Below are 22897 nucleotides of genomic sequence, written 5' to 3' on the forward strand. Positions count from 1 at the left end.
ATGGACCTCCCCTTCCCCGATGCGCCGGCCCTCGCCGGCAACGCCGCGCTGGCCGCGCGCGACCTGAAGCACGTGTGGCATCCCTGTACGCAGATGCACGACCACGAGACCGTTCCGATGGTCCCGGTCGTGCGCGGCGAGGGAGCCTGGCTCGTCGACGCGGACGGACGCCGCTACCTGGACGGGATCAGCTCGTGGTGGACCAACCTCTTCGGGCACGCCAACCCGCGCCTCGCCGCAGCGCTGGCCGATCAGGCACGGCGGCTGGAGCACGTGATCTTTGCCGGCTTCACCCACGCGCCGGCGATCGAGCTGGCCGAGGAGCTGGTGCGCGTCACGCCGCCGGGGCTCGATCGGGTGTTCTTTGCCGACAATGGTTCGGCAGCCGTGGAAGTGGCGCTCAAGATGAGCTTCCACTACTGGCTCAACCAGGGCCACGGCGGGAAGACGCGCTTCATCGCGCTGACCGGCAGCTACCACGGCGAGACGCTGGGCGCGCTCTCGGTCAGCGACGTGGCGCTCTATCGCAAGACCTATGCACCGCTGCTGCTGACGCCGATCCTGGCACCCTCGCCGGATGCCTACGAAGCCGATCCCGGCGAGACGCCGGCGCAGGTCGCCGCCCGCCGGCTGGGCGAGTTGCGTGCCCTGCTCGAACGGCATGCGCAGGAAACCTGCGCGGTGATCGTCGAGCCCCTGGTGCAATGTGCCGGCGGCATGCGCATGTACCACCCCGATTACCTGGCGGGACTGCGCCGCCTGTGCGACGAATTCGGCGTGCATTTCATCGCGGACGAGATCGCGGTGGGCTTCGGCCGCACCGGCACCCTGTTCGCCTGCGAGCAGGCCGGTGTCGCGCCCGACTTCATGTGCCTGTCCAAGGGACTGACCGGCGGCACCCTGCCGCTGTCGGTGGTGCTCACCACCGAGGCCGTGTACGCGGCCTTCTACGCCGAGTACAACGCCGGCAAGGCGTTCCTGCATTCGCACAGCTATACCGGCAACCCGCTGGCCTGCCGCGTGGCGCTGGAGACGCTGGCGATCTTCCGCGACGAGCCGGTACTGGAACGCAACCGCATCCTGGCCGCGCACCTGGCGCAACGGCTCGCTCCCCTGCGTAACCACCCGCACGTGGCCGACGTACGCCAGACCGGCATGATCGCCGCGGTCGAACTGGTGGCCGACAAGCGCAACCGCACGCCGTGGCCCGCAGCCGAGCGACGCGGCATGCGCGTCTACCTGCACGGCCTGCAGCACGGGGCGCTGCTGCGGCCGCTGGGCAACGTGGTGTATTTCATGCCGCCGTATGTGGTCACGACCGGGGAGATCGACCAGTTGGTGGACGTGGCGGTGGCCGGCATCGAGCGGGCGGTGGCCTGACCGGCCCGGGGCTGCCGGACCGCTCGCTCCCTCGCAGGCATGCGGCCGTCGACGCGGTAAGCTTCCGCTTTTGCCAGGGCCCGCTCCTCCCGTGCGCACCATCCGCATCCACGTAGATCAACCGCTCCCGCCCGGCACCGAGCTGGGCCTGCCTGCTCAGGCCGGCGAGCACGTCGCACGCGTGCTGCGCCTGGGCGAGGGGGCGCCACTGGTGCTGTTCAACGGCGATGGCCAGGACTACGCCGCGGTGGTCACCCATGTGGGCAAGCGCGAGGTGCGGGTGCGCATCGACGCCGCACGCGTCGTGGCCAACGAGTCGCCGCTGACGCTCACGCTCGCCCAGGGCGTCGCCCGCGGCGAGAAGATGGACTTGATCGTGCAGAAGGCTACCGAGTTGGGGGTCGCCTGCATCGCGCCGCTGCTCACCGAGCGTTCGGAAGTGCGGCTGGATCCGGCCCGCGCGGAGAAACGGCTGGACCACTGGCGCGCGGTGGCCGCCAGCGCCTGCGAGCAGAGCGGCCGCGCCCGCGTGCCGGCGATCCTGCCCGCACAGCCGCTGGAAGCCTGGCTGGCCAACCTGCCGCACGATGGCGCGCTGCGCCTGGCCTTGCTGCCGGAGGCCGGGCAGTCGCTGCGCTCGCTCACGTTCACTCCGGCCGGCGGCTTGCTGGTGGTGGGGCCGGAAGGCGGGCTGGGGGAACGCGACGTGGCAGCCCTCGAGACTGCGGGCTTCACCGGCCTGCGGCTCGGCCCGCGCATCCTGCGCACCGAGACGGCGGGCCTTGCCGCACTGGCGGCGCTGCAGGCTTTATACGGCGATTTCTAGCGCAGCGCCCGCGTCGGTCTACGCGGCAAGATGCAGCGCACTTCCGGCAGATCCTCGATATCCGGCGCGCTCAAAGCGCGAGCCAGGCGCGCTAACCGTCACCGGCGAGCGCAGTTCTCGGACCGGCGCACGGTGGCAACCGTCGTTCGGAACCACGACACGAACGGCGGCTGGCTTGCCACGCTATCGCGTGGCGACGTGTGGCAGGGGAATCGCCTAACGGGCGGTTGTAATGAACGGTCGACGGCGATCGCCGCCGACCGGGCAGGCTTCAGGCGGCACCGACCTGCTCGTCGAATCCGAGCAGCCCGACCAGTTCCTCCTCGATGCCTTCGAGGTCCGGAATCACCGCGATGTCGTCGCGCACCAGCACTTGCGCCTTCACGCCCGGCGGCAGCGGGGCGCCGTCGTGGGTCGGGATGATCAGCTCGGCGTTGAGCGTGGTCAGACGCGGGAAACCCTGGGTGACGACCGCGATGAACGGAAGCTTGGCGTTGTTGCCCAGTGCCTTCAGCACGGCCACGCGCACGGCCAGCTCGGCGTCGCCCTCGGGCGCTCCGGCGAGCTTGGTGAAGGACACCAGCGGCACGCGCCAGCCACGCCAGGCGATGCGCCCGAGCAGCCATTCGGGTGCGCCCTCGACCGGATCGGGCGTGGGCAGGGTGATCACTTCGGCCACGGTGGCATTGGGCAGCAACAGGCGCAGTTGGCCTACCGGCACCAGGACGCAACGGATCTCGCGCGGCAGGGGTTGTTCGCTCATGGCTGACCTTCCGTAAATTGCTCGGCCAGGCGCGCCGCCAGTTCGGCAGGCGTGCCGGCATGATGGGACAGGTTCTCGGCCAGCACGCCGCTGACCATGTCGGCCGCATGGGTGCCGCCGGCCGCCTCAACCCAGACCTCGCCACCACGGTCGCGCACCGCCTGGCAGCCGGCGACCGCATCGGTGGAACGGCCGGCAAACACGATGGCTATCACGTCGCGGCCGAACGCTTCCACGGCAAGCGAGAAGCTGGCGTCGATCGACGGCACGTGGGCCGCGCCCGCCTCGATCGGTTGCAACTGCAGCGAACCATCGCGGCGCAGGCTGACCTGGCGGTCGGACGGCACCACGATCACCTCGCCGGCCCGTGCACGCACGCCCGGTTCGGCCAGGCGCACCGGCAGCGCGCATTGCGAGGAAAGATATTCGACCAGCCCGTCGGCCGGACGGCCGGCCAGATGCTGGGTGTGCAGCACGGTGGCGCGCAGGCCGGCGGGCAGCGCGGCCAGGAACTCGCCGACCGACGAGGTGCTCTCGGTGGTGGCGCCAAGCACGACCACGCGGGGCAGCAGGCTCGGCGGCATGTCCAGCATCATCTCGTGCGAGGGCTCGTAGTCCTGCGGGGCAATCGCTTCCTCGAGCGAAACCAGCTCCAGGCTGAGGCCGGGCAGGATGGGCGATTCGTCCTCGCTGGCATCCGGCGCGAGGTAATCGGCGGCGCTGACCTTCTCGATGCCGAAGGCAGCCGGGTCCGCGCGCTCGACCGGCGCCGCCGCGGGCGCCGCCGGCGCATCGTCGTCGTCGAGCAGGCTCCAACTGTCGGAGAGGCGCGACGCAACGACCGCCGGCTCGGCTGCCGCGCGGGCAGCCACCGGGGCATCCTCTGCGCCGATCGGCGCGAGTTCCAGGTGATCGAGCTGGAAGGCAGGTGCCGCCGGCTTGGCCTCGGCTTGCGACACGACCTCGACCGGCTCCGCGGATTCCGTGATGGCGGCGAGTTCGAACGCCATCGGTCCTGTCGGCTCGGCGATTGCCGGCACAGCTTCGGCGGCGTCCGCACCCGGCAGCGCTTCATCCGTCGCTTCGGGCGCGTCGGTATCGGGAAAAGTCTGTTCGCCGAAGGTGCCGTCATGCAGGGCGACGCCTTCGCCGGCGGAGTAATTGAGACCCGAACCGAAGTCGTCGCCCTCGCCGACCGGCGCGTCGGAGGCGAGCAACGCCTCCAGTTCGGCCGCGAGAGTCTCGGAAACGGCAGCCTGGCGCGCCTCCTCGTCGATCGCCGGTACATCTTCCAGCACGGCAGCATCGATGTCGGCCGGCGCGGCCTCGGCGGCCATGGGCGTGGTTGCCTCGACCTGGACCATCGCTTCGGCCGGCGCCGGCGGGCGCGGCGGATCGGCGTCGCCCATCGCCAGCACCTTCATGGCCAGGTGGCGGGCCCAGCGCGCGCGGTCCCAGCCTTCCAGGCGGCGGCTGGCCTGCGCGTCGTTGAAGACCACGCGCGGGCGATCGCCGTCGAGGGTTTCGTCCAGACGGTCCAGTGCGCTGTCGTCCTCGTCGTCGAGGTTGACCACCAGCACGTCGGCATCCACCGAGGACAGCAGCTCGCGGTTCAGGCCCTTGAGCGGGCCCTCGTGCACGATCCGCGCGCCGCGCTCCTGCAGGGCGGCGCGCAACTGTTCACCCAGGCCCGCGTCGTCGAACAGCAGCGCGACCGCCGGTACCGCCTCAGCCATGGATCGCCTCCATCGCCATCGCACGCTGTTCGAGCACCTCGGCGATCTGCGCCAGGAGTTCCACTTCCTGGTACGGCTTGCCGAGGTAGCGGTCGACGCCGATGTCGAAGGCGCGCTGGCGGTGTTTGTCGCCGGTGCGAGAGGTGATCATGATGATCGGCACGTCGCGCAGGCGCGGATCCGCCTTCATGTGGGTGGCCAGCTCGTAGCCGTCCATGCGCGGCATCTCGATGTCCAGCAGCATCAGGTCGGGCACGCGGTCATGCAGTTTCTCGATCGCGTCGACGCCATCCTTCGCGGTGGCCACTTCGTAGTCGTGGCGCTCCAGCACGCGGCCGGTCACCTTGCGCATGGTGATCGAGTCGTCGACCACCATCACCAGCGGCTTGGCGCGCTGCTCCTCGATCAGCGGCGAAGCGACGGCGCTGAGGCCGTCGGCCAGGCGCTGCTCGCGGCGGGCGATGCCGTGGCGGACCAGCGGCGGCAGGTCGAGAATGATCAACACCGAACCGTCGCCCATGATGGTCGCGCCGAGCACGCCCGGCACGGAACTCACCTGCGGGCCGACCGACTTGACCACGATCTCGCGCGAACCGATCACCGCGTCGATGCGGATCGCGGCGCGCAGGTCGCCGGCGCGGGTGAGCAGCAGCGGCAGTTGCTCTTCCTCGATCACCGGGTTGGGCTGCAGGCCGAGCAGGTCCGCCAGGTCGTGGATGCCGTAGGCGTCGCCGTTGTAGTCGAAGGTCGGGCGCTCTTCGCCCAGGCGCGCGGCGAGGTCGTCCGGGCTGATCCGGGCTACGCCCTGCACCGAGGTCATCGGGATGGCGAACGTCGCCTCGCCGATGCGCACCACGATCGCCTGGGTCACCGCGAGGGTGAACGGCAGGCGCAGCACGAAGGTCGTGCCCTGACCCTGCTGCGACTCGATCGCCAGCGAACCGCCGAGCTGCTTGATCTCGTTGGACACCACGTCCATGCCCACGCCACGGCCGGCGAGCTGGGTGACGTGGCTGGCGGTAGAGAAGCCTGTCTGGGTGATCAAGCTGAGCAACTGGTCGTCGCTGGGACGCGAATCGGCGCGCAGCAGGCCACGCTCGACGGCGCGGGCACGGATCGCCTCGCGGTCCAGGCCGCGGCCGTCGTCGCTGACGCGGACCACCACCTCCGTGGCTTCACGGGCGACGCGGATACGTACCGCGCCCTCGGTCGGCTTGCCCACCTTGCGGCGGTCGGCCGGCGACTCGATGCCGTGCGCGATGGCGTTGCGCAGCATGTGCTCGAACGGCGCCTTGATGCGGTCGAGCAGGTTGCGGTCCATTTCGCCGTGGGCACCCTCGACGTACAGCTGGGCGCTCTTGCCTTCTTCCTGCGCGGCCTGGCGCAGCGTGCGGCGCAGGTTCGGCACCATCGTGTCGAACGGCAGCATGCGGGTGCGCAGCAGGCCGTCCTGCAGCTCGGCGCTGACGCGCGACTGCTGGATCAGCAAGGTTTCGGACTGGCGGGTCAACTCGTCCAGCATGTTCTGGATCGAGACAAGGTCGGACACCGACTCGGCCAGCGCGCGCGAGTACTGCTGCAACTGCGAGAAGCGGTCGAGCTCGAGCGGATCGAACACCGCCATGCCCGCTTCGCGATGCTCGCGCTGGAAGCGCGCGATGATCTGCGCCTCGGTCTCGATTTCCAGCATGCGCAACTGGCTGCGCAGGCGCTGCACGGTCTGGTCCAGCTCGACCAGGTTGAAGCGGTAGCCGGCGACCTGCTGTTCCAGGCGCGAGCGGTAGATCGCCACTTCGCCGGCGTGGTTGACGAGGTTGTCGAGCAGTTCCGCGCGGACACGGATCTGTTCCTGCGTCGAGCGGACGTCCTCGTCGTCGCGCTCGGGCAGCAGCTCGGGCAGCAGTTCCGGCAGCGGCGCAGACGGCAACCTGGCCGAGGGCATCGCGCTGGCGGCGTCGTGCGCTTCGTCGGTGAGCGTTTCCTGGCCGGCCATCGCTAGCAGGCTGTCGATCAGCGCCTGCGGATACTCGATCGGTTGGCCCTGCGAAACGCGCTGCACCAGCGAATGCAGGGTGTCGAAACCCGCCTCGAGCGCGCCGATGAGCTGCGCGGTATCGCGTTCGCCGACTGGCCTTTCCAGCAGCGTCTCGATGGCGTGGGTCAGGTCGCCCACCGGCACCAGGCCGGCGATGCGGGCGCCGCCCTTGAGGGTGTGCAGGTCGCGCTGCACGCCGGCGGCGTGCGCCGTCTCGGCCGGCTCGGCGCGCCACTGGGCCAGCAGGCCGTCGGCGTGGTCGAGCAGTTCGTGCGCTTCCTCGGTGAAGATCTCCAGCAGGTCCGGGTCGATCTGCCCGGCCCAGGCCTGCGCCGGCGCGTGGTCGTCCGCCCGCGGCGCCACGGCTTCGATCGCCGGCTCGGCAACGTCCTCGTCGGTGTCGATGGCGGGCACTTCCGGCGCCTCGGCGGCAACCGGCTCCAACTCTTCGTCATCGACATCAGCGGACGGCTGCGCGGCAACGGCATCCGCCTCGGCGGCGAACGGCTGCCCGGTATCGCCGCCGGCTTCTACGGATTCGATGCCTTGCACTTCGTCGCCCGCGAAGTCCGCGAACGGAGCCATCGCGGCCGCATCCAGGTCGACGTGCTGCTCGCCGTGGAGGGCGGGCTGTTGACCCGGCTCGCCGGCCTCTTCCTCGGCCGATTCGGACATGTCGCCCGCAGCGGCGTCGAAGCTAAGCGTAACGGGCGAGTGGCCATCGACCGGTTCGTTCAACAGGCTGTCCAGCAGCGCCGCCAGGCTCTGCTCGTCGTCGGTCTGTCCGTCCCCGGCACCGGATGCCGCGTCGACGGAGCCCGTTTCGGCGGTTTCCAGGTCGAACGCGTCGAGCGCCGCCAGCAGTTCGCCGGCGTAGGCGTCGTGCTCGTCCGCCTCGGCGATGGTGGTCGGCTCGCTCTCGCCGAGCGCATCGTCCAGGCCGGCATCGAGCGCGGCGGCCGCGCTGTCGTCGTGCAACTCGGCAGGCAGGTCTTCCGCGTGCGGGTCGAACAGCACGTGGGCGACCTTCGGCTCCGGCTGGCTGTCGCGCAGCTCGATCAGGCGCGCCGTGAGCGCATCGACCGACGGCAGTTGCGGATCGACGGCGTCGAACTGGGCCATCACGTGGTCGACCACATCAGCCGACTGCGCAAGCAGGCGGGTGCCCTCCTCCGACAGCGGCTGGCCCACGGCGCGCAGGCGCTTGAGCAGGCTCTCCAGCGGCGACAGCAGCTGGGTCAGCAGAGGGATGTCGACCATCGCGATGGCGCCGTGCAGCGTATGCACGGCGCGCAGCAGCGCGTCGTCGATGCGCAGCTCGCCGTCGGCACGCGCCAGCGCGCCACGGATGGCCTGCAGGTACTGCGCCACTTCGCTACGCAGGATCTCCAGCAGTACCGGATCGACTGGCGGCATCACCGGCAGGGCGATCGCCTCGGTCGGCTCCTGCGGCACTTCGGCGGCGGCAGTGTGATCGGTGTGGGTCGCGGCAGGGATGGCCTCGACGGCCGTATCCAGGCGCGGCACGCGGCGGCGCACCACGCGGCGCACGGTTTCGGTGGCGGCCGGGGCATGGTCGCTGAGCTGCGCCATCTCGCCGGCGGCCAGGCGGTCGGCGGTCGCCATGATCGCAGCCAACGGTGCGGTCGGCGTGCCTTCGCCCTTCAACGCGACGAGCAGCTGCGGCAGCGCGCCGATGGCGGCGTGGACCAGTGCCTGCACGCCATCGTGCGGCTGGATCGAAGCATCCAGCACGCGGTTGAGCATGTTCTCCACTTTCCAGGCGAACTCGCCCAGCACGCTGGCGCCGACCAGGCGGCCGGACCCCTTGAGCGTGTGGAAGGAGCGGCGGATCGGGGTGAGCGCGGACAGCTGCGCCGGATCCGTCAGCCAGGCCTGCTCGGCAGCATGCAGGTTGTCGATTTCCTCCTGCATTTCCTCCAGGAAGATCTCGCGGATGTCGTCGTCGATGCCCTCGGTGCCGAGCTGGAAGCCGGCGTTGCCCGCCAGCGCGTCGGCCACCGGCACTTCCTCGACGACTTCCTCCTCGATCTCGATCCAGTCGCCCTCGGCGTCCGGACCGGGCGTGGCGGCGAGCGACTCGGTCTGCGCCAGGCGCAGGCCGGCCAGTTCGTGCGCGGCCGGCTGCAGCGGCTCGCTGCTGCCGAGCACCAGATCGTCCAGGCCATCGCCACGAGCCAGGCTGACCGGCTCGGACAGCGACGGCTCGGCGGGTTCTTCCACGGCGACCGGCGCCGGCGCCTCGTAGGCGACGGCGGCACGTGCGGCCGGCAGCGGCCAGTAGCCGAGCGAACCGAGGCTGTGCTCGGCCACGTCCAGGATGTGCTCCAGGCCGCCGCGGTGTTCGCGCGCGGCCTCAAGGTAGTACTCCAGCGCGGCCAGCGCATCGGCCAGGTGGTCCATCTGCGCGCTGCCCGGCACGCGCCGGTCGGCGAGCATTTCGTTGCCGATGTAGCGGCCGATGCCTTCGGCCAGTTCCGACGGACGGGGCGCGGAAAGCATGCGCATGGCGCCGGCCACTTCATCCATCAGCGCGGGCGTGCCTTGCAGCTGGGAATGGTCCCAGCCGGCTTCGACGAAGGCGACGATGGCGTCCTTCACCTTGGCGGCGTTGGCGATCGCCTCCTGCATCAGCGTGGCCAGAATGCTGCGTGCCTCGCTGCGCGGAAGCGCGGGTATGGCCTCACCCTCGACCGGCAGCGTCTCGCCGGCCAGGCTGTCTTCCGCGCCCAGGCTTTCGATGTGGTCGTCCAGCGAGGACTCGACGTAGAGCAGCGCCCCGGCGACGTCCAGCAGCACGCCCTCTTCGGCCGCCCGCACCTTGTGCGCGATCTCTTCCAGCACGCGGCGTTGTTCGTTCACCACGCGGCGCGGCACGGCCAGCGCCAGCATGCCCAGCGTGTCGCCGACACGTTCGAGCACTTCGCCCTGCGCGGACAGCTGCGCGGGATCGCCGTCGCTCTGGCGCAGGAACAGGTCGAGCGCTTCCTTCACGCGCAGCAGGTCTTCCTTCAGCGCCTTGGACACCGAGTCCAGCAGCGCGCGGTTGTGGCCGGCCATCGAGCCGCGCGCGTGCTCCAGCTCGGCGGCATCGGGCAGCAGGCTGTCGAGCCGGTAGGTCTGCTTCAGCAGCGTCATCTGCGGGCTGGCCTGGCGGGCCTGGGCCACGATGTAGAGCAGCTTGCTGGCCAGCTCGTCGGCGTCGCCGCCGCGCAGGCTGGCTTCACCCTGTTCGACCAGTTGGCGGATGTTGCGGTCGACCTTGCCGATCAGCTGGCGGATTTCGGCCGCATGGCTCTTGAGCATGCCCTGCTCGAGGCCTTCCAGCACGCCGGCGGCGATCCACCACAGGCGGCGGCCCGGCACGGTCCAGCAACGGCCGGCGATGCCCAGCAGCGTCTCGCGCATGCCGACCAGTTGCTGCGGCGCGTTCTGGCCGCGGAACCAGGCCAACAACTGTTGCTGGAAGCGCAGGCGCAGCGTGGTGATCGCGCTGCGCTGGGCGGCGACGTCGACCTCGCCCTGGGCGCCCGGAGCCTGCACCGGCAGCGCCTGCTCCAGGTTCGGGTTGAACAGCGCCGCCTCGGAGAGCGCCTGCTGGTCGCGGCTGGCGCGCAGGTCGTTGAGCAGCGGCAGCAGCACCACCGGCACGTCGCGGTGGCCGCCGGAGAGGCGTTCGAGGTAGTCGGGGAGCTGCATCAGGCCGCGCATCAGCGCGCCGAAGGCGTCCTCGCGCTGGCGGATGTGGTCCTCCAGCAGACAGATGGCGAGGGTTTCCATCTCCTCGGCAACCATCGCTGCACCGTAGAGCTCGACCATGCGCAGGGTGCCCTGCACCTGGTGCAGATGGTCCACGCAGGCGCGCATGACTTCGCGCTTGCCGGGGTTCTCTACGTAGGACTCCAGCGCCTCGCGGGCCTGCGCCAGAGTCTCGTCGAGCTCCGGCTTGACCCACTGCAGGGTGGTGAAATCGATGTGGTCTTGAAGTCTCATGCGCCCCTCTTGAGCGGTTGCGCGCTACACGCGCATCGCGCGACCGTTCGAGGTTGCCCCCTGTCGGTAAACGTTGATCAACCCGGCAACTTGAAGTGAGCCACCGAGCGCCGCAGGTCGCTCGCCAGCTGCGCCAGGTAGCCGATCGAGTCGGCCGTCTGGCTCGCACCCTGCGAGGTCTGCGAAGTGATTTCCTGGATCGCGTTCATCGACTGCGAAATGTCGGTCGCCGCCGCGGACTGCTGGCGCGCCGCGGTCGAGATGTTCTGAATCAGCGCCGACAGATCGTGCGAGACGCGCTCGATGTCGCCCAGTGCGCTGCCGGCATCCTCGGCCAGGCGTGCACCGGCGACGACCTCGGCGGTGGTCTGCTCCATCGAGTTCACCGCTTCGTTGGTGTCGGACTGAATGGTCTGCACCAGCGTTTCGATTCGCTTGGTCGCGCTGGCGGAGCGTTCCGCCAGGCGCTGCACTTCGTCCGCCACCACCGCGAAGCCTCGGCCCGCCTCGCCGGCCGAGGCCGCCTGGATGGCCGCGTTCAATGCCAGGATGTTGGTCTGCTCGGCAATGTCGTTGATCAGTTCCACGATCGAGCCGATTTCCTGCGAGGACTCGCCCAGGCGCTTGATGCGCTTGGAAGTCTCCTGGATCTGGTCGCGGATCGAGTCCATGCCCGAGATGGTCTCGCGCACCACTTCGGCGCCGCGCGAGGCGATCTGCACCGAGCGCTCGGCCACGTCGGCCGATTCGGCCGAATCCTTCGACACGTTGTCCATCAGGCTGGCGATCTGGTTGATCGCCGAGGTCGCCGTGCTGATCCGCGCCGCCTGGCTCTGCGCCGCGTCAGCCAGGTGGCGCGCGGTCGTCTGGGTTTCCTGCGCCGACGAGGACACCTGCTCGGAGGTCTCGTTGATCGTGGTCACCAGGGTGCGCAGCTCGTCGATGGCGTAGTTCACCGAGTCGGCGATCGCGCCGGTGATGTCCTCCGACACCGTGGTCTTGACGGTCAGGTCGCCTTCGGCGAGCGAGCCCATCTCGTCCAGCAGGCGCATGATCGCCTCCTGGTTGCGCTGGTTGAGCTCGGTCGAATCCTGGAAGCGGCGGCGCTGGTCACGCACCAGGGTGACCACCAGCAGCAGCGCGAAGGCCACCGCGCCGGCGGCGCCCAGCACGCCCCACCACACGTTCGGGAACAGCCGGCGGAACGGCAGTTTGCCAATCTGGTCGGACAGTTCGTTGGCGCGCAACAGCACGTTCTGCGAATCCAGCGAAGCCTGGTTGCCGGCGTTCTTCACGTCGGCGATCGGGGCCGCGGCGGACACCAGCTTGGCGATCGGGTCGGCCAGCGCCTCCCAGTTGCCCTGCATGTCGGTGAGGATCTTGCGCGCGTTGGCGTCGCCCATGGCCTTGACGCCAGCATCGGGGTTGCCGTCGGTCAGGCCCTTGAGCACGGTGCCGTACAGCTGCGCATCGCGGGCCAGGCCGTCGGCCGCGGCCTGGGCGGAATCGCCGCCCTGCAACACCTCCTGCACGCGGCGCACCATGCGGTCGGCCAGCAGCATCTGGCGCGAGGAACCGAGCATCTGCTCGGCGCTGCCGTTGCGCTGCTGCAGGATGTTGGTGACCTGGTCCATGCTCGAGTTGAGCAGCGGCATCTCCTTGGAGAGCTTGTCGGCGCGCTGCGCCGAATCGAGCACCACCGACTTGTTGGACAGGATCTTCCTGATGTCGCCGTCGAGCTGGCCCCAGGCGTTGACCAGTGCGGTCACCGAGCGGCCGGCCGGGGTGGCGTTGTTGTCGCCGTAAGCCTGCATGCCGCCCTTGGCGTCGCCCTTGGCCAGTTTCTGCACGGCCGAGTCGATCGCGTTGCGGGTGCTCTCCAGCTCCTTGAAGGAGTCGACGTTGCCGTCGGCAGCCTCGAGGGCGTACTTGGCGGTCTGCTGCGACAGCACCTGGATCTGCGTGGTCAGCGCGCTGGCCTGGCGGTCCTCGCCGTTCTTCTGGTTGAGCATGAAGAAGTCAAGCGCCGCGAAACCGATCGCGATCAGCAGCAGGACGATCAGGCCGGTATAGCCCCGTTCCTTGCCGATGCCCCCTGTAGTGCTCATCGTTACACCTCGTCCGTCTTACATCCCGCTCAGGCGGCGCTTCGACCGCGCCGCGCTGGCAGGACCTCTCGCCCCTGGTTTCCGGCCACGCCCGGCACCGGCCCTACCTGTTGCTCCGCCCTCAGGCCGCGGCCTGGCGGAAATCCGGCGCGCGCACGAGCCGGTTCATGCTGAACACGCCCAGCCGCTGCTCGCCCACGACCACGCGATCGCCGACGAAGCGCGTCAGCCGCGGATCCTCCTCGGCAATGGCCTCGCGGCGCTGCTCCTCGTCCACCGTGCGCTGGCCGAACACCTCGTCGACCATCAGCGCCACGCTGCCGCCGCCCTGGCGCACGATCAGCAGGCGCGTGCGCTCGGTCGGCTGCGTGCGCTCGCCGAACAGGAATCGGCTGAAATCGATCACCGGCACCAGGTTGCCGCGCACGTTGGCCACGCCCAGCAACCACGGCTGGGTCAGCGGCACGGGAGTCAGCACCGGCACCGCCAGCAATTCGTTGATCTCGTCGATGGCGCTGACGAACAGCCGCGAACCGACGCGGTAGCCGATGCCGCGCCACAGGCCCGGCGCCTCCATCCGGTCCTGCACGTCCTGCGCGTGCGCCAGCGACAGGCGCTCGTAGCGGGCCAGGATCTCGAACGGCGTGAGGTTCGCGTTCTCGCTCATGCTGCGCTCGGCAACAGATCGTTGATGCAGGTCAGCAGTTCCTTCTCGTTGACCGGCTTGGTGATGAACGCGCGCGCGCCCTGGCGCAGGCCCCAGACGCGGTCGGTTTCCATCGACTTGGTGGTGATCATCACGATCGGCACGTTCGAGGTGACCGGATCGCGGGTGAGCGTGCGCGTGGCCTGGAAGCCGTTCATGCCGGGCATGATGACGTCCATGATGACCAGATCCGGCAGCTCGGCGCGGACGCGCTCGATGCCTTCCTCGGCGGTGCTGACGGCGGCGACCGAATACCCGGCCTTTTCGAGCAGCGTGGTGAACACGCGCACGTCGGTCGGCGAGTCGTCGATGATGAGAATCTTTGCCACAGGTCTCCCCTATAAGACGCTGCAGTCAGTGGCTTTTCAGACCGTGCTGACGTGACGATGGATGGCCCCGAGCAGTTCGTCGCGGGTGAACGGCTTGGTCAGGTACTGCTCGGCGCCGACGATGCGGCCGCGGGCCTTGTCGAACAGGCCGTCCTTCGAGCTGAGCATGATCACCGGCGTGGCGCGGAACTGCGGGTTGTTCTTGATCAGCGCGCAGGTCTGGTAGCCGTCCAGGCGCGGCATCATGATGTCGACGAAGATGATGGCCGGCTTCTGGTCGGAGATCTTCGCCAGTGCCTCGAAGCCGTCGACGGCGGTGAGCACGTCGCAACCTTCCTTCTTGAGCAAGGTTTCGGCCGTGCGGCGGATGGTCTTGGAGTCGTCGATCACCATGACCTTAAGACCGGACAAGCCGTTGTCGCTCGTATTCAAGTTCACTCAACCCCCCTGCTGCCCGCCCGAGGCTCAGGTAAGGCACACGGGTCGGGCGGATGCCGACCGGTATGCATAAAAAACCGCAACTTGTTCTGTGGTTGCGTCCCGATTGCCGGCAACGCACACAATGCGTTGCTGTTTACCGCCTGTCCGCAGCGACGTCAAGCAAATTGAAGGCATTGCGACGGTTTCCTGTGAAGTATCGGCAACCACGTCAGTTCTTGAGCGAGCGCGTCAGAACTTGCCGCTGCGCGCCCCCTCGGCGACCATCCGGAGCTTCCGAACGCACGGCCCCGGATACCCGGCCGCCACCCCTTCCCCCACGGAGCATTTTTCATGCCGCTTTCGGTCGCCATGCTGATGGACCCCATCAGCACCATCAAGGTCGCCAAGGACACCAGCTTCGCCCTCCTGCTGGAGGCCCAGCGACGCGGCCACCCGCTCCATTACATGGAACAGGGCGACCTGGCGCTGCGCGACGGCGTCCCGTTCGCGCGCCTGGCGCCGCTGACGGTGCGCGACGACCCGGCCGGCTGGTACACCCTGGGCGAACGCCAGTGGCGCGACCTGCGCGAGATGGACGTGGTGCTGATGCGCAAGGACCCGCCGGTCGACGCCCAGTTCATCTACGACACGATGGTGCTGGATGCCGCCCAGCGCGGCGGCGTGCAGGTGATCAACGATCCGCAGGCGCTGCGCGACTGCAACGAGAAGCTGTTCGCGCTCGCGTTTCCCCAGTGCATCGCCCCGACGCTGGTTTCGCGCGATGCGGGTGAGTTGCGCCGGTTCGTGGCCGAGCATGGCGAAGTCGTGCTGAAGCCGCTGGACGGCATGGGCGGGCGCGGCATCTTCCGGGTGAAGGCGGGCGACAGCAACCTCAACTCGATGCTGGAAACGCTGCTGGCCGGCGGCATGCACGGCGAAGGCAGGCACTTCACCATCGCGCAGAAGTTCATCCCGGCGATCAGCGCAGGCGACAAGCGCATCCTGCTGGTCGACGGCGAACCGGTGCCCTACGCGCTGGCGCGCATCCCGCAGGGCGACGAGTTCCGCGGCAACCTGGCCGCCGGCGGACGCGGCGTGGGCGTACCGCTGAGCGAGCGCGACCGCTGGATAGCCGCCGAGGTGGCCCCTGAGCTGCGCCGCCGCGGCCTGCGTTTCGTCGGCCTCGACGTGATCGGCGACTACCTCACCGAGATCAACGTCACATCGCCGACCTGTGCCCGGGAACTGGATGCGCAGTTCGGGCTTAATATCGCCGCACTGCTGTTCGACGCGATCGAGAACGTTCCTGCGTGAGTGCCACCGTCCGCCGCCCCGACTCCCCTGACGCGATCGGGGCGACTTTGCTGTTCTCGCTGCTGCTGCACGGCGTGCTGCTGCTCGGCCTGACCTTTCATTTCGTCAAGCCCAAACCCGGGTTGCCCACGCTGGACGTGACCCTGGTCGACGTCGCCAACCGCGAGGCCCCGGACAAGGCCGACTTCCTGGCCCAGGCGAACAACCAGGGCGGCGGCCAGAGCGACCGCGCCGCGCGGCCCTCGCAGCCCTTCTCCGGCGCGCTGCCCCGTCCCACTCCAGGTACCGCGCCGCAGCCGGTCGAGGCGACCGTGCCGCGACCGCAGGAAGCAACGCCGGCGCGCCGCATCACGACCAGCGGACGCAGCGATTTCAGCGTGACCAGCGACAACGCGCACCCCCTGCACGAAACGCAGGACACGCCCACGGCCGACGAACTGCGCCGGCGCCAGGAAATGGCCCAGCTCGCCGCCGAGCTGCGTCACCGCACCGAGGCCTACGCCAAGCGGCCGAAGAAGAAATTCATCTCGGCCAACACCAAGGAATACGTCTACGCCGCCTACATGCGCGGCTGGGTGGACCGCATCGAGCGCATCGGCAACCTCAACTATCCGGAGGAAGCGCGCCGGCAGAACCTGCATGGCGAGCTCGAAATGACGGTGACGCTGCGCCGCGACGGCAGCGTCAAGGCGATCGACGTGATCCGCAGTTCCGGCGAGCCGGTGCTGGACAAGGCGGCCGTGCGCATCGTGCGGCTGTCCGCGCCGTTCCCGCCAATCCCGAACGAACAGCACGTGGACGAGCTCTACATCACCCGCACCTGGCAGTTCCTGCCGGGCAACGTGCTGCGCAACAAGTAGGCGCGACAGCGGCCCGCCTGACTCCGGCCGGCTGGAAAACCCGGGCATAACCCACCGCGGCCGCTTCACATCGCCCGCGCTACAACGGACGCCCTTCCGCCGCATTACAATGGCCGCATGAGCGCCGTACCTGCCCCGCAGACCCTCGCCGGACATTTCCTGATCGCCATGCCGAGCCTGGCCGAGCCGCCGTTCTCGCGGAGCGTGGCTTTCCTTTGCCAGCACGACGAGGACGGCGCGGTCGGCCTCTTGGTCAACCGGCTTTCCGAATACCGACTCGGCGACGTGCTGGCCCAGCTCAAGCTCGACTGCTCCGACCAGGAACTGGCCGACCGGCCGGTGCTGATCGGTGGCCCGGTGCAGCAGGAGCGCGGCTTCGTGCTGCACCGCGAGCACGGGCACTGGGAATCGAGCTACCGCATCAACGCCGACTGGTCGGTCACCACCTCGCGCGACATCCTGGTCGCGATGGCCGCCGGCGAGGGCCCGCAGGACGCGTTGATGGCGCTGGGCTACGCCGGCTGGAGCGCCGGCCAGCTGGAGCAGGAGCTGAAGGACAACAGCTGGCTCACCGCCGAGGCCAACGAACGGGTCATGTTCCACACGCCGCTGGAGGAACGCTGGAGCGCGGCCGCCGGCCTGGTCGGCGTCGATCCGCTGCAGCTTCCCGGCTACGCCGGCCACGCATGAGCTGCGTGCTCGGCTTCGACGTCGGCAGCAAGTTGATCGGCGTGGCCGTCGGCAACCGGATCACCGCCAGCGCGCGCGCCCTGGCCGTGGTGCCCGTGCACGAGAGCGGTCCGGACTGGATCCAGCTCGATGCCCTGCAGAAGCAGTGGCTGCCCGAGACGCTGGTCGTCGGCCTGCCGCTGGCGCCCGACGGCACCGTCCAGCCGGCCACCCGCCTCGCCCGCCGCTTTGCCGAACACCTGCGCGAGCGCTACCGCGCGCCAGTCGCGCTGGTGGACGAACAGCACAGCTCGCAGGAAGCCGCACAGCGCTTCGCACAGGCGCGCGCCGCCGGCACGCGGCGCCGCCGCGATGCCGCGGCGATCGACGCCGAAGCCGCCGCGGTGATCCTCGAGCGCTGGCTCGCCGCATCCGATACGACCACGACCGGCTGACCGCATGTTCATTCCCACCCGCTTCGAACCGCCCGCCATGCACTCGCGCCTGCGCCACCTGACCACGCTGGAAAACCTGCCGCGCGCCTGCATCGAGCGTCTGCTCGACCGCGCCCTTTCGATGCGCGACGCCTGCGCGCATGGCACCCGCAAGCTGGACCTGCTCGCCGGGCGCACCGTGCTCAACCTGTTCTTCGAGCCGTCCACGCGCACGCGCACCTCGTTCGAGCTGGCCGCGCGCCGGCTCGGCGCCGACGTGATCAACTTCGACATCGGCTTCTCCTCGACGGCCAAGGGCGAGGAGCTGTTCGACACGCTGCACACGCTCGAAGCGATGCACCTGGACGCGATCGTCGTGCGCCACAAGGTCTCCGGCACGCCGGAGGAACTGGTGCGCCACGCCATGAGCGGCGTCTCGGTCATCAATGCCGGCGACGGCAACCGCGCCCATCCGACCCAGGGCCTGCTCGACGTGCTGACCATCCGCGAGCACCGTCCGGATTTCGAGAACCTGGCGGTGGTGATCTGCGGCGACATCAGGCACTCGCGCGTGGCCCGCTCGGACGTGCACGCGCTCACCGCCATGGGCGTACGCGAGATCCGCCTGTGCGGCCCGGCGCCGCTGATGCCCACGCAGGAGGAATTCCCGCGTTGCGTCTTCGTCGAGAACTTCGACGAGGCGATCGAGGGCGCCGACGTGGCGATCATGTTGCGCCTGCAGAAGGAGCGCATGAGCGCCACGGAACTGCCGGACGAGGCGGCCTACTTCGCACGCTACGGCCTGGATACCCGCCGCCTGGCACGCGCCGCCAAGGGCTGCCTGGTGATGCATCCGGGGCCGATCAACCGCGGCGTGGAGATCGCCTCCGACGTCGCCGACGGCGCCCAGTCGAAGATCCTCGAGCAGGTCGGCAACGGCGTGTTCGTGCGCATGGCGGTGCTGGGCGAACTGCTCGGCCGCTGAGCGCGATCCGCCTGCCGCGCCGCTGGCGGGGCACAGGCAGCACAGCTCGCGGGCGCGGCATAATGGCCGCGCCTTTCTTCTTTTTCAGGGGAACCGAAAACCATGCGATCGACGACGCGCACTCTCGCGCTGGCCTTTGCCGGCCTGCTGTTGGCGGCCTGCGGGCACAAGGACAAGGATGCCCCGCTGGCCTTCGTTCCCGCGGACACGCCCTACGTCGTGGCCAACCTGGATGTGCTGGACGATGACACACGCACCGCCCTGCTGGCCCAGGCCAACGCACAACTGCCGGCCGAGCTGGCCCAGCTGCGCGCCGCCGCCGACGAGATGGCCGCCAAGGATCCGGACAGCGCCAACCTGCTGCGCGCCTTCGCCAAGGAACTCGACGGCAAGAGCATCGAGGGCTTCGCGCAGAATGCCGGCCTGGACCTGAAGGGCTATTCGGCGCTCTACGGCCTGGGTCTGGCGCCCGTGCTGCGCTTCCAGTTGAGCGACGCCGACGCGTTCGAGGCCTTCGTCGGCCGCCTGGAAACCGCCTACGGCAAGAAGCTGGACGTCGCCAGCATCGGCAAGCAGAACTATCGCCGCCATGTTTCGGCCGCGACCGGCACCGAACTGGTGCTGGCCGTGGTGGGCAAGCAGGCGGTCGCCGCGATCCTGCCGGCCGACGCCGCCCAGCCGCTGCTGCGCCAGGCGTTGGGACTGGACCGCCCGGCCAAAAACCTGCAGGACGACGGCCGCCTGGAGAAGCTGGCCAAGGCCAAGGGCTATGAAAAATGGGCCGTGGGCGAACTCGACCTGGCGCGCGCCCTGCCGCTGGCCGCCAGCGGCAAGGACCCGCTGTTCGGTGCGCTGTTCAAGGCCCGCGCGCAGGCCGAGTCGGCCAAGACCGGCGAGCCGGTGGCCAACCAGTTGCAGATCCCGGCCAGTTGCCAGGCCGATGCCACGCGCATCGCCAGCCGCGTGCCGGCGCTGAGCTTCGGCTACACCCGGCTGGAGGCCAAGCACCAGGACATGCGCTGGGACGTGGCGCTGGCCAGCGACATCACCCAGGCCTTCAGCGGCCTGAAGGTGGAGCTGCCCGGGCTTGGCGCGGCGCAGGGCGGTTCACCGTTCGAGTTCTTCCTCGGCCTGCCGGTGGCGCAGTTGCGCACGTTCTGGAGCGCCCAGGCCGATGCGGTGACGGCCAAGCCGTTCACCTGCCCCGCGCTGGTCGACCTCAACGACAGTTTCGCCAAGCTCGGGCCCGCCATGCAGAAGGCGGCGATCCCGCCGTTCGGCGACCTGCTCGGCCTCGGCCTTTCGCTGGACAGCTTCACGCCGGGCAAGGGCAACGCCATGCCCCAGTTCACCGGCCGGCTGGTGCTGGGCACCGGCAATCCGGCCGGCCTGCTGGCGATGGGCCAGATGATGACTCCGGCCCTGGCGCAGCTGAAGCTCGCCGCTGACGGCAAGCCGGTAGCGTTGCCGCCCACCCTGGCCAACATGTTCGGCCAGCCGGCGTGGATGGCGATGGGACCGAAGAGCCTGGGCCTGGGCATCGGCGCGGGTGAGGATGCCAAGCTCGCCGACGCGCTCAATGCGCCAGCCGGCAACGCCGGCCAGATGCTGCGCATGCACCTGAGCGGCCAGATGTACCTGGATTGGGTCACCCTGATGCAGCAGAAGGCCGACGGCCTGGCCGCCGCCGCGGCTGCGCTGGGCAAGGACGACTCCGCCAGCCCGCAGGACCAGGCCGACAAGGCCGCCAGCGACGCGCGCACCAAGGCCCAGTTCGCCGCCATGCGCGCCCAGGCCGCCCGCGTCGAATCGATGGATGCCGAGGCGCACGTCGACAGCGATGGCCTGGTGATCACCAGCCAGACCACGCTGAAGTAGGCGACCGTTTCGTAGGTCTTCGAAGGGGCGCCCTCGGCGCCCCTTTTTCTTGCCGGACGCTGGCGGCAAGCGTGCCGTCGGTCACCGCAAGGGCGCGCGACCGACATGCCGATCACTCGCTTTTCGCATCGCTCCAACCTTCGTTTCAGCCGCGCGTCTGCAACGGTAATTGGCACTGAACGACGCGGCGGACAACGCACGCCTCGTTCACGGGTGCCCTGTTGCGATGATCACCACGGTGCAAACGCGCCGTCTTGCGAAAGTCACACGAAGGAGAGAGTGCCATGCGTACCCGTTCCGCGTTCCATCGAACCCTCGCCGCCGCCGGCCTGACCGCTGCGCTGGCCGCCGTACCGTTCGCGCAGGCCCTCGCGCAGGATGCCGATGCGCAGTCCAGCGGCAGCATGCAGTCGGCCAACCAGACCGTGCCGGGCAAGGTGGACGATGCCTGGATCACCACCAAGGTGAAGTCCGAATTCGCCACCACCAAGGACATCCACGCCACCGACATTTCCGTGGACACTACCGAAGGCATGGTGCGCCTGACCGGCAAGGTCGGCAGCAACATGGAAAAGAACCGCGCGATCCAGGTCGCCCATAGCGTCAAGGGCGTCAAGAGCGTCGACGCGACCGGCCTTACGGTAACCGCCGCGACCGATTCGCCTTGATCGCCGGTTGATCGCGCGCAACAAAAAAGGAGCCTGCGGGCTCCTTTTTTTGTTGCCGGTCCCGCGGAGCTGCCGCGCTTCAGCGACGCAGCATGCCGCCGCCGAACTGGTTGCTGTCGCGGGTCTCCTCCAGTTCCACGCCTTCCAACCCCTGCGACAGCGTGTGCGCGTCGCCGCCCTGCGCCAGCTTGATGCGCAGGCGCACCTCGTTGGAGCTATCGGCGTGGCGCAGCGCGTCCTCGTAGCTGATCTCGCCGGCGTGGTAGAGCTCGACCAGGCTCTGGTCGAAGGTGCGCATGCCCAGGTTCACCGACTCCTTCATCACTTCCTTGATCTTGTGGATCTCGCCCTGGCGGATGTAGTCCTGCACCAGCGGCGTGCCCAGCAGCACCTCCACCGCGACGCGCCGCGCCTTGCCGTCGGGCGTGGGAATGAGCTGCTGCGCCACGATGCCCTTGAGGTTCAGCGACAGGTCCATGAACAACTGCTGGCGCCGGTCCTCCGGGAAGAAGTGCAGGATGCGGTCGATCGCCTGGTTGGCGTTGTTCGCGTGCAGCGTGCACAGACACAGGTGGCCGGTTTCGGAGAAGTTGATCGCGTACTCCATCGTCTCGCGGGTACGCACCTCGCCGATCAGGATCACGTCGGGCGCCTGGCGCAGCGTGTTCTTCAGCGCGTTGTCCCAGTTGTCGGTGTCGATGCCGATCTCGCGCTGGGTGATGATGCAGCCCTCGTGCTTGTGCACGTACTCGATCGGGTCCTCGATCGTGATGATGTGACCAGTCGAGTTCTGGTTGCGGTAGCCGACCATCGCGGCCAGCGAGGTGGACTTACCCGAACCGGTGGCGCCGACGAAGATGATGATGCCGCGCTTGGTCATCGACAGCGACTTGAGCACCGGCGGCAGGGTCAACTCCTCGAAGGTGGGAATCTTCGACTCGATCCGGCGCAGCACCATGCCCACGCAGTTGCGCTGGTAGAAGCACGACACGCGGAAGCGGCCCACGCCCTGCGCGGAAATCGCGAACTGGCACTCGTGGGTCTTCTCGAACTCCTCGCGCTGCATCGGCGTCATGACGTTGAGCACCATGTCGCGCGCCTGCTGCACCGACAGCGGGCTCTGCGTGATCGGCACGATGCGCCCCTGCAGCTTCATCGACGGCGCCACGCCGGCGGTGATGAAAAGGTCCGACGCCTTCTTGTGCACCATCAGCTTGAGGAAGGAGGTGAAATCGAAATCGCTCATGGTGGTCTCCTCCGGGAGACGCGCTGGAAGTGGAGCACGGGAACGGCCCGGTGCCGTTCCTTACTTGAAGATGTCCTTGTTCTTGGCATACCCGACCGCTTCCTGCCGCGCGACCACGCCGCGCTTGACCAGATCCTGCAGGTTCTGGTCGAGCGTCTGCATGCCGTACTGCTGGCCGGTCTGGATCGAGGAGTACATCTGCGCCACCTTGTCCTCGCGGATCAGGTTGCGGATGGCCGGGATGCCGACCATGATCTCGTGCGCCGCGATGCGGCCGCCGCCGACCTTCTTCAGCAGCGTCTGCGAGATCACCGCGCGCAGCGACTCGGACAGCATCGAACGCACCATCGGCTTCTCGCCGGCCGGGAACACGTCGATGATGCGGTCGATGGTCTTGGCCGCCGAGCTGGTGTGCAGCGTGCCGAACACCAGGTGGCCGGTTTCCGCGGCGGTCAGCGCCAGGCGGATGGTTTCCAGGTCGCGCAGCTCGCCGACCAGGATGTAGTCGGGGTCCTCGCGCAGCGCC

General features: G+C 69.0%; 18 protein-coding genes. 9 read left to right on the top strand and 9 right to left on the bottom strand.

The genetic code is table 11. The features are described 5' to 3' along the window. Together AAIL17_RS04075 and AAIL17_RS04080 are read left to right on the top strand one after the other, a co-directional pair. A complete protein-coding gene (locus AAIL17_RS04075; protein ID WP_424681536.1) occupies positions 1–1380 on the top strand; it encodes an adenosylmethionine--8-amino-7-oxononanoate transaminase in 1380 nt (459 codons plus the stop codon). A gap of 91 nt (positions 1381–1471) precedes the next feature. Continuing rightward, entirely contained in the window at positions 1472–2206 is a 735-nt protein-coding gene (locus AAIL17_RS04080) for a 16S rRNA (uracil(1498)-N(3))-methyltransferase (RefSeq protein WP_424681537.1), read from the top strand. Between the two features lie 271 nt (positions 2207–2477). Here AAIL17_RS04080 and AAIL17_RS04085 read toward each other — a convergent pair whose 3' ends face one another. The 7 genes from AAIL17_RS04085 to pilG all read right to left on the bottom strand — a co-directional run bounded on the left by AAIL17_RS04085 (position 2478) and on the right by pilG (position 14290). Continuing rightward, the gene (locus AAIL17_RS04085; RefSeq protein ID WP_424681538.1) at positions 2478–2969 is read right to left on the bottom strand and encodes a chemotaxis protein CheW; all 492 of its coding nucleotides are present in this window, start codon (positions 2967–2969) and stop codon (positions 2478–2480) included. Continuing rightward, the gene (locus AAIL17_RS04090) at positions 2966–4705 is read right to left on the bottom strand and encodes a chemotaxis protein CheB (RefSeq protein WP_424681539.1); all 1740 of its coding nucleotides are present in this window, start codon (positions 4703–4705) and stop codon (positions 2966–2968) included. Before AAIL17_RS04090 ends, AAIL17_RS04085 begins: the two co-directional genes overlap by 4 nt. Beyond that, a complete protein-coding gene (locus AAIL17_RS04095) occupies positions 4698–10754 on the bottom strand; it encodes an Hpt domain-containing protein (protein WP_424681540.1) in 6057 nt (2018 codons plus the stop codon). Before AAIL17_RS04095 ends, AAIL17_RS04090 begins: the two co-directional genes overlap by 8 nt. Positions 10755–10831: 77 nt before the next feature. Continuing rightward, complete coding sequence (locus AAIL17_RS04100; RefSeq protein ID WP_424681541.1) at positions 10832–12862, bottom strand: methyl-accepting chemotaxis protein; 2031 nt, start codon at positions 12860–12862, stop codon at positions 10832–10834. A 121-nt stretch (positions 12863–12983) separates the two neighbouring features. Further along, on the bottom strand, positions 12984–13529 hold the full coding sequence (locus AAIL17_RS04105; protein ID WP_424681542.1) for a chemotaxis protein CheW: 546 nt from the start codon (positions 13527–13529) through the stop codon (positions 12984–12986). Further along, a complete protein-coding gene (locus tag AAIL17_RS04110; RefSeq protein ID WP_424681543.1) occupies positions 13526–13897 on the bottom strand; it encodes a response regulator in 372 nt (123 codons plus the stop codon). The genes AAIL17_RS04105 and AAIL17_RS04110 overlap by 4 nt, the downstream gene beginning before the upstream one ends. 36 nt (positions 13898–13933) lie before the next feature. Further along, a complete protein-coding gene (pilG, locus tag AAIL17_RS04115; RefSeq protein ID WP_091337506.1) occupies positions 13934–14290 on the bottom strand; it encodes a twitching motility response regulator PilG in 357 nt (118 codons plus the stop codon). Between the two features lie 378 nt (positions 14291–14668). Between pilG and gshB the strand changes: the two genes are divergently transcribed. The 7 genes from gshB (at position 14669) to AAIL17_RS04150 (ending at position 21125) form a co-directional block, all read left to right on the top strand. After that, on the top strand, positions 14669–15631 hold the full coding sequence (gshB, locus tag AAIL17_RS04120) for a glutathione synthase (protein ID WP_424681544.1): 963 nt from the start codon (positions 14669–14671) through the stop codon (positions 15629–15631). Beyond that, entirely contained in the window at positions 15628–16491 is an 864-nt protein-coding gene (locus tag AAIL17_RS04125) for a TonB family protein (RefSeq protein WP_424681545.1), read from the top strand. Before gshB ends, AAIL17_RS04125 begins: the two co-directional genes overlap by 4 nt. Positions 16492–16608: 117 nt before the next feature. Next, the gene (locus AAIL17_RS04130) at positions 16609–17181 is read left to right on the top strand and encodes a YqgE/AlgH family protein (RefSeq protein ID WP_424681546.1); all 573 of its coding nucleotides are present in this window, start codon (positions 16609–16611) and stop codon (positions 17179–17181) included. After that, complete coding sequence (gene ruvX / locus AAIL17_RS04135; RefSeq protein ID WP_424681547.1) at positions 17178–17615, top strand: Holliday junction resolvase RuvX; 438 nt, start codon at positions 17178–17180, stop codon at positions 17613–17615. Before AAIL17_RS04130 ends, ruvX begins: the two co-directional genes overlap by 4 nt. Before the next feature lie 37 nt (positions 17616–17652). Further along, positions 17653–18579, top strand: a complete 927-nt coding sequence (locus tag AAIL17_RS04140) for an aspartate carbamoyltransferase catalytic subunit (protein WP_424681559.1) — start codon at positions 17653–17655, stop codon at positions 18577–18579. A 102-nt stretch (positions 18580–18681) separates the two neighbouring features. Further along, positions 18682–20457, top strand: coding sequence for a hypothetical protein (locus AAIL17_RS04145; protein WP_424681548.1), 1776 nt, complete (start codon positions 18682–18684; stop codon positions 20455–20457). Between the two features lie 284 nt (positions 20458–20741). Beyond that, positions 20742–21125, top strand: coding sequence for a BON domain-containing protein (locus AAIL17_RS04150; RefSeq protein ID WP_424681549.1), 384 nt, complete (start codon positions 20742–20744; stop codon positions 21123–21125). A gap of 79 nt (positions 21126–21204) precedes the next feature. Here AAIL17_RS04150 and AAIL17_RS04155 read toward each other — a convergent pair whose 3' ends face one another. Both AAIL17_RS04155 and AAIL17_RS04160 read right to left on the bottom strand, forming a co-directional pair. Further along, the gene (locus AAIL17_RS04155; RefSeq protein WP_424681550.1) at positions 21205–22371 is read right to left on the bottom strand and encodes a PilT/PilU family type 4a pilus ATPase; all 1167 of its coding nucleotides are present in this window, start codon (positions 22369–22371) and stop codon (positions 21205–21207) included. A gap of 60 nt (positions 22372–22431) precedes the next feature. Then, the coding region (locus tag AAIL17_RS04160; RefSeq protein WP_424681551.1) for a type IV pilus twitching motility protein PilT at positions 22432–22897 on the bottom strand (466 nt) is incomplete at its 5' end.

The organism is Frateuria sp. YIM B11624 (assembly GCF_049727805.1).
GTDB lineage: Bacteria > Pseudomonadota > Gammaproteobacteria > Xanthomonadales > Rhodanobacteraceae > Frateuria_A.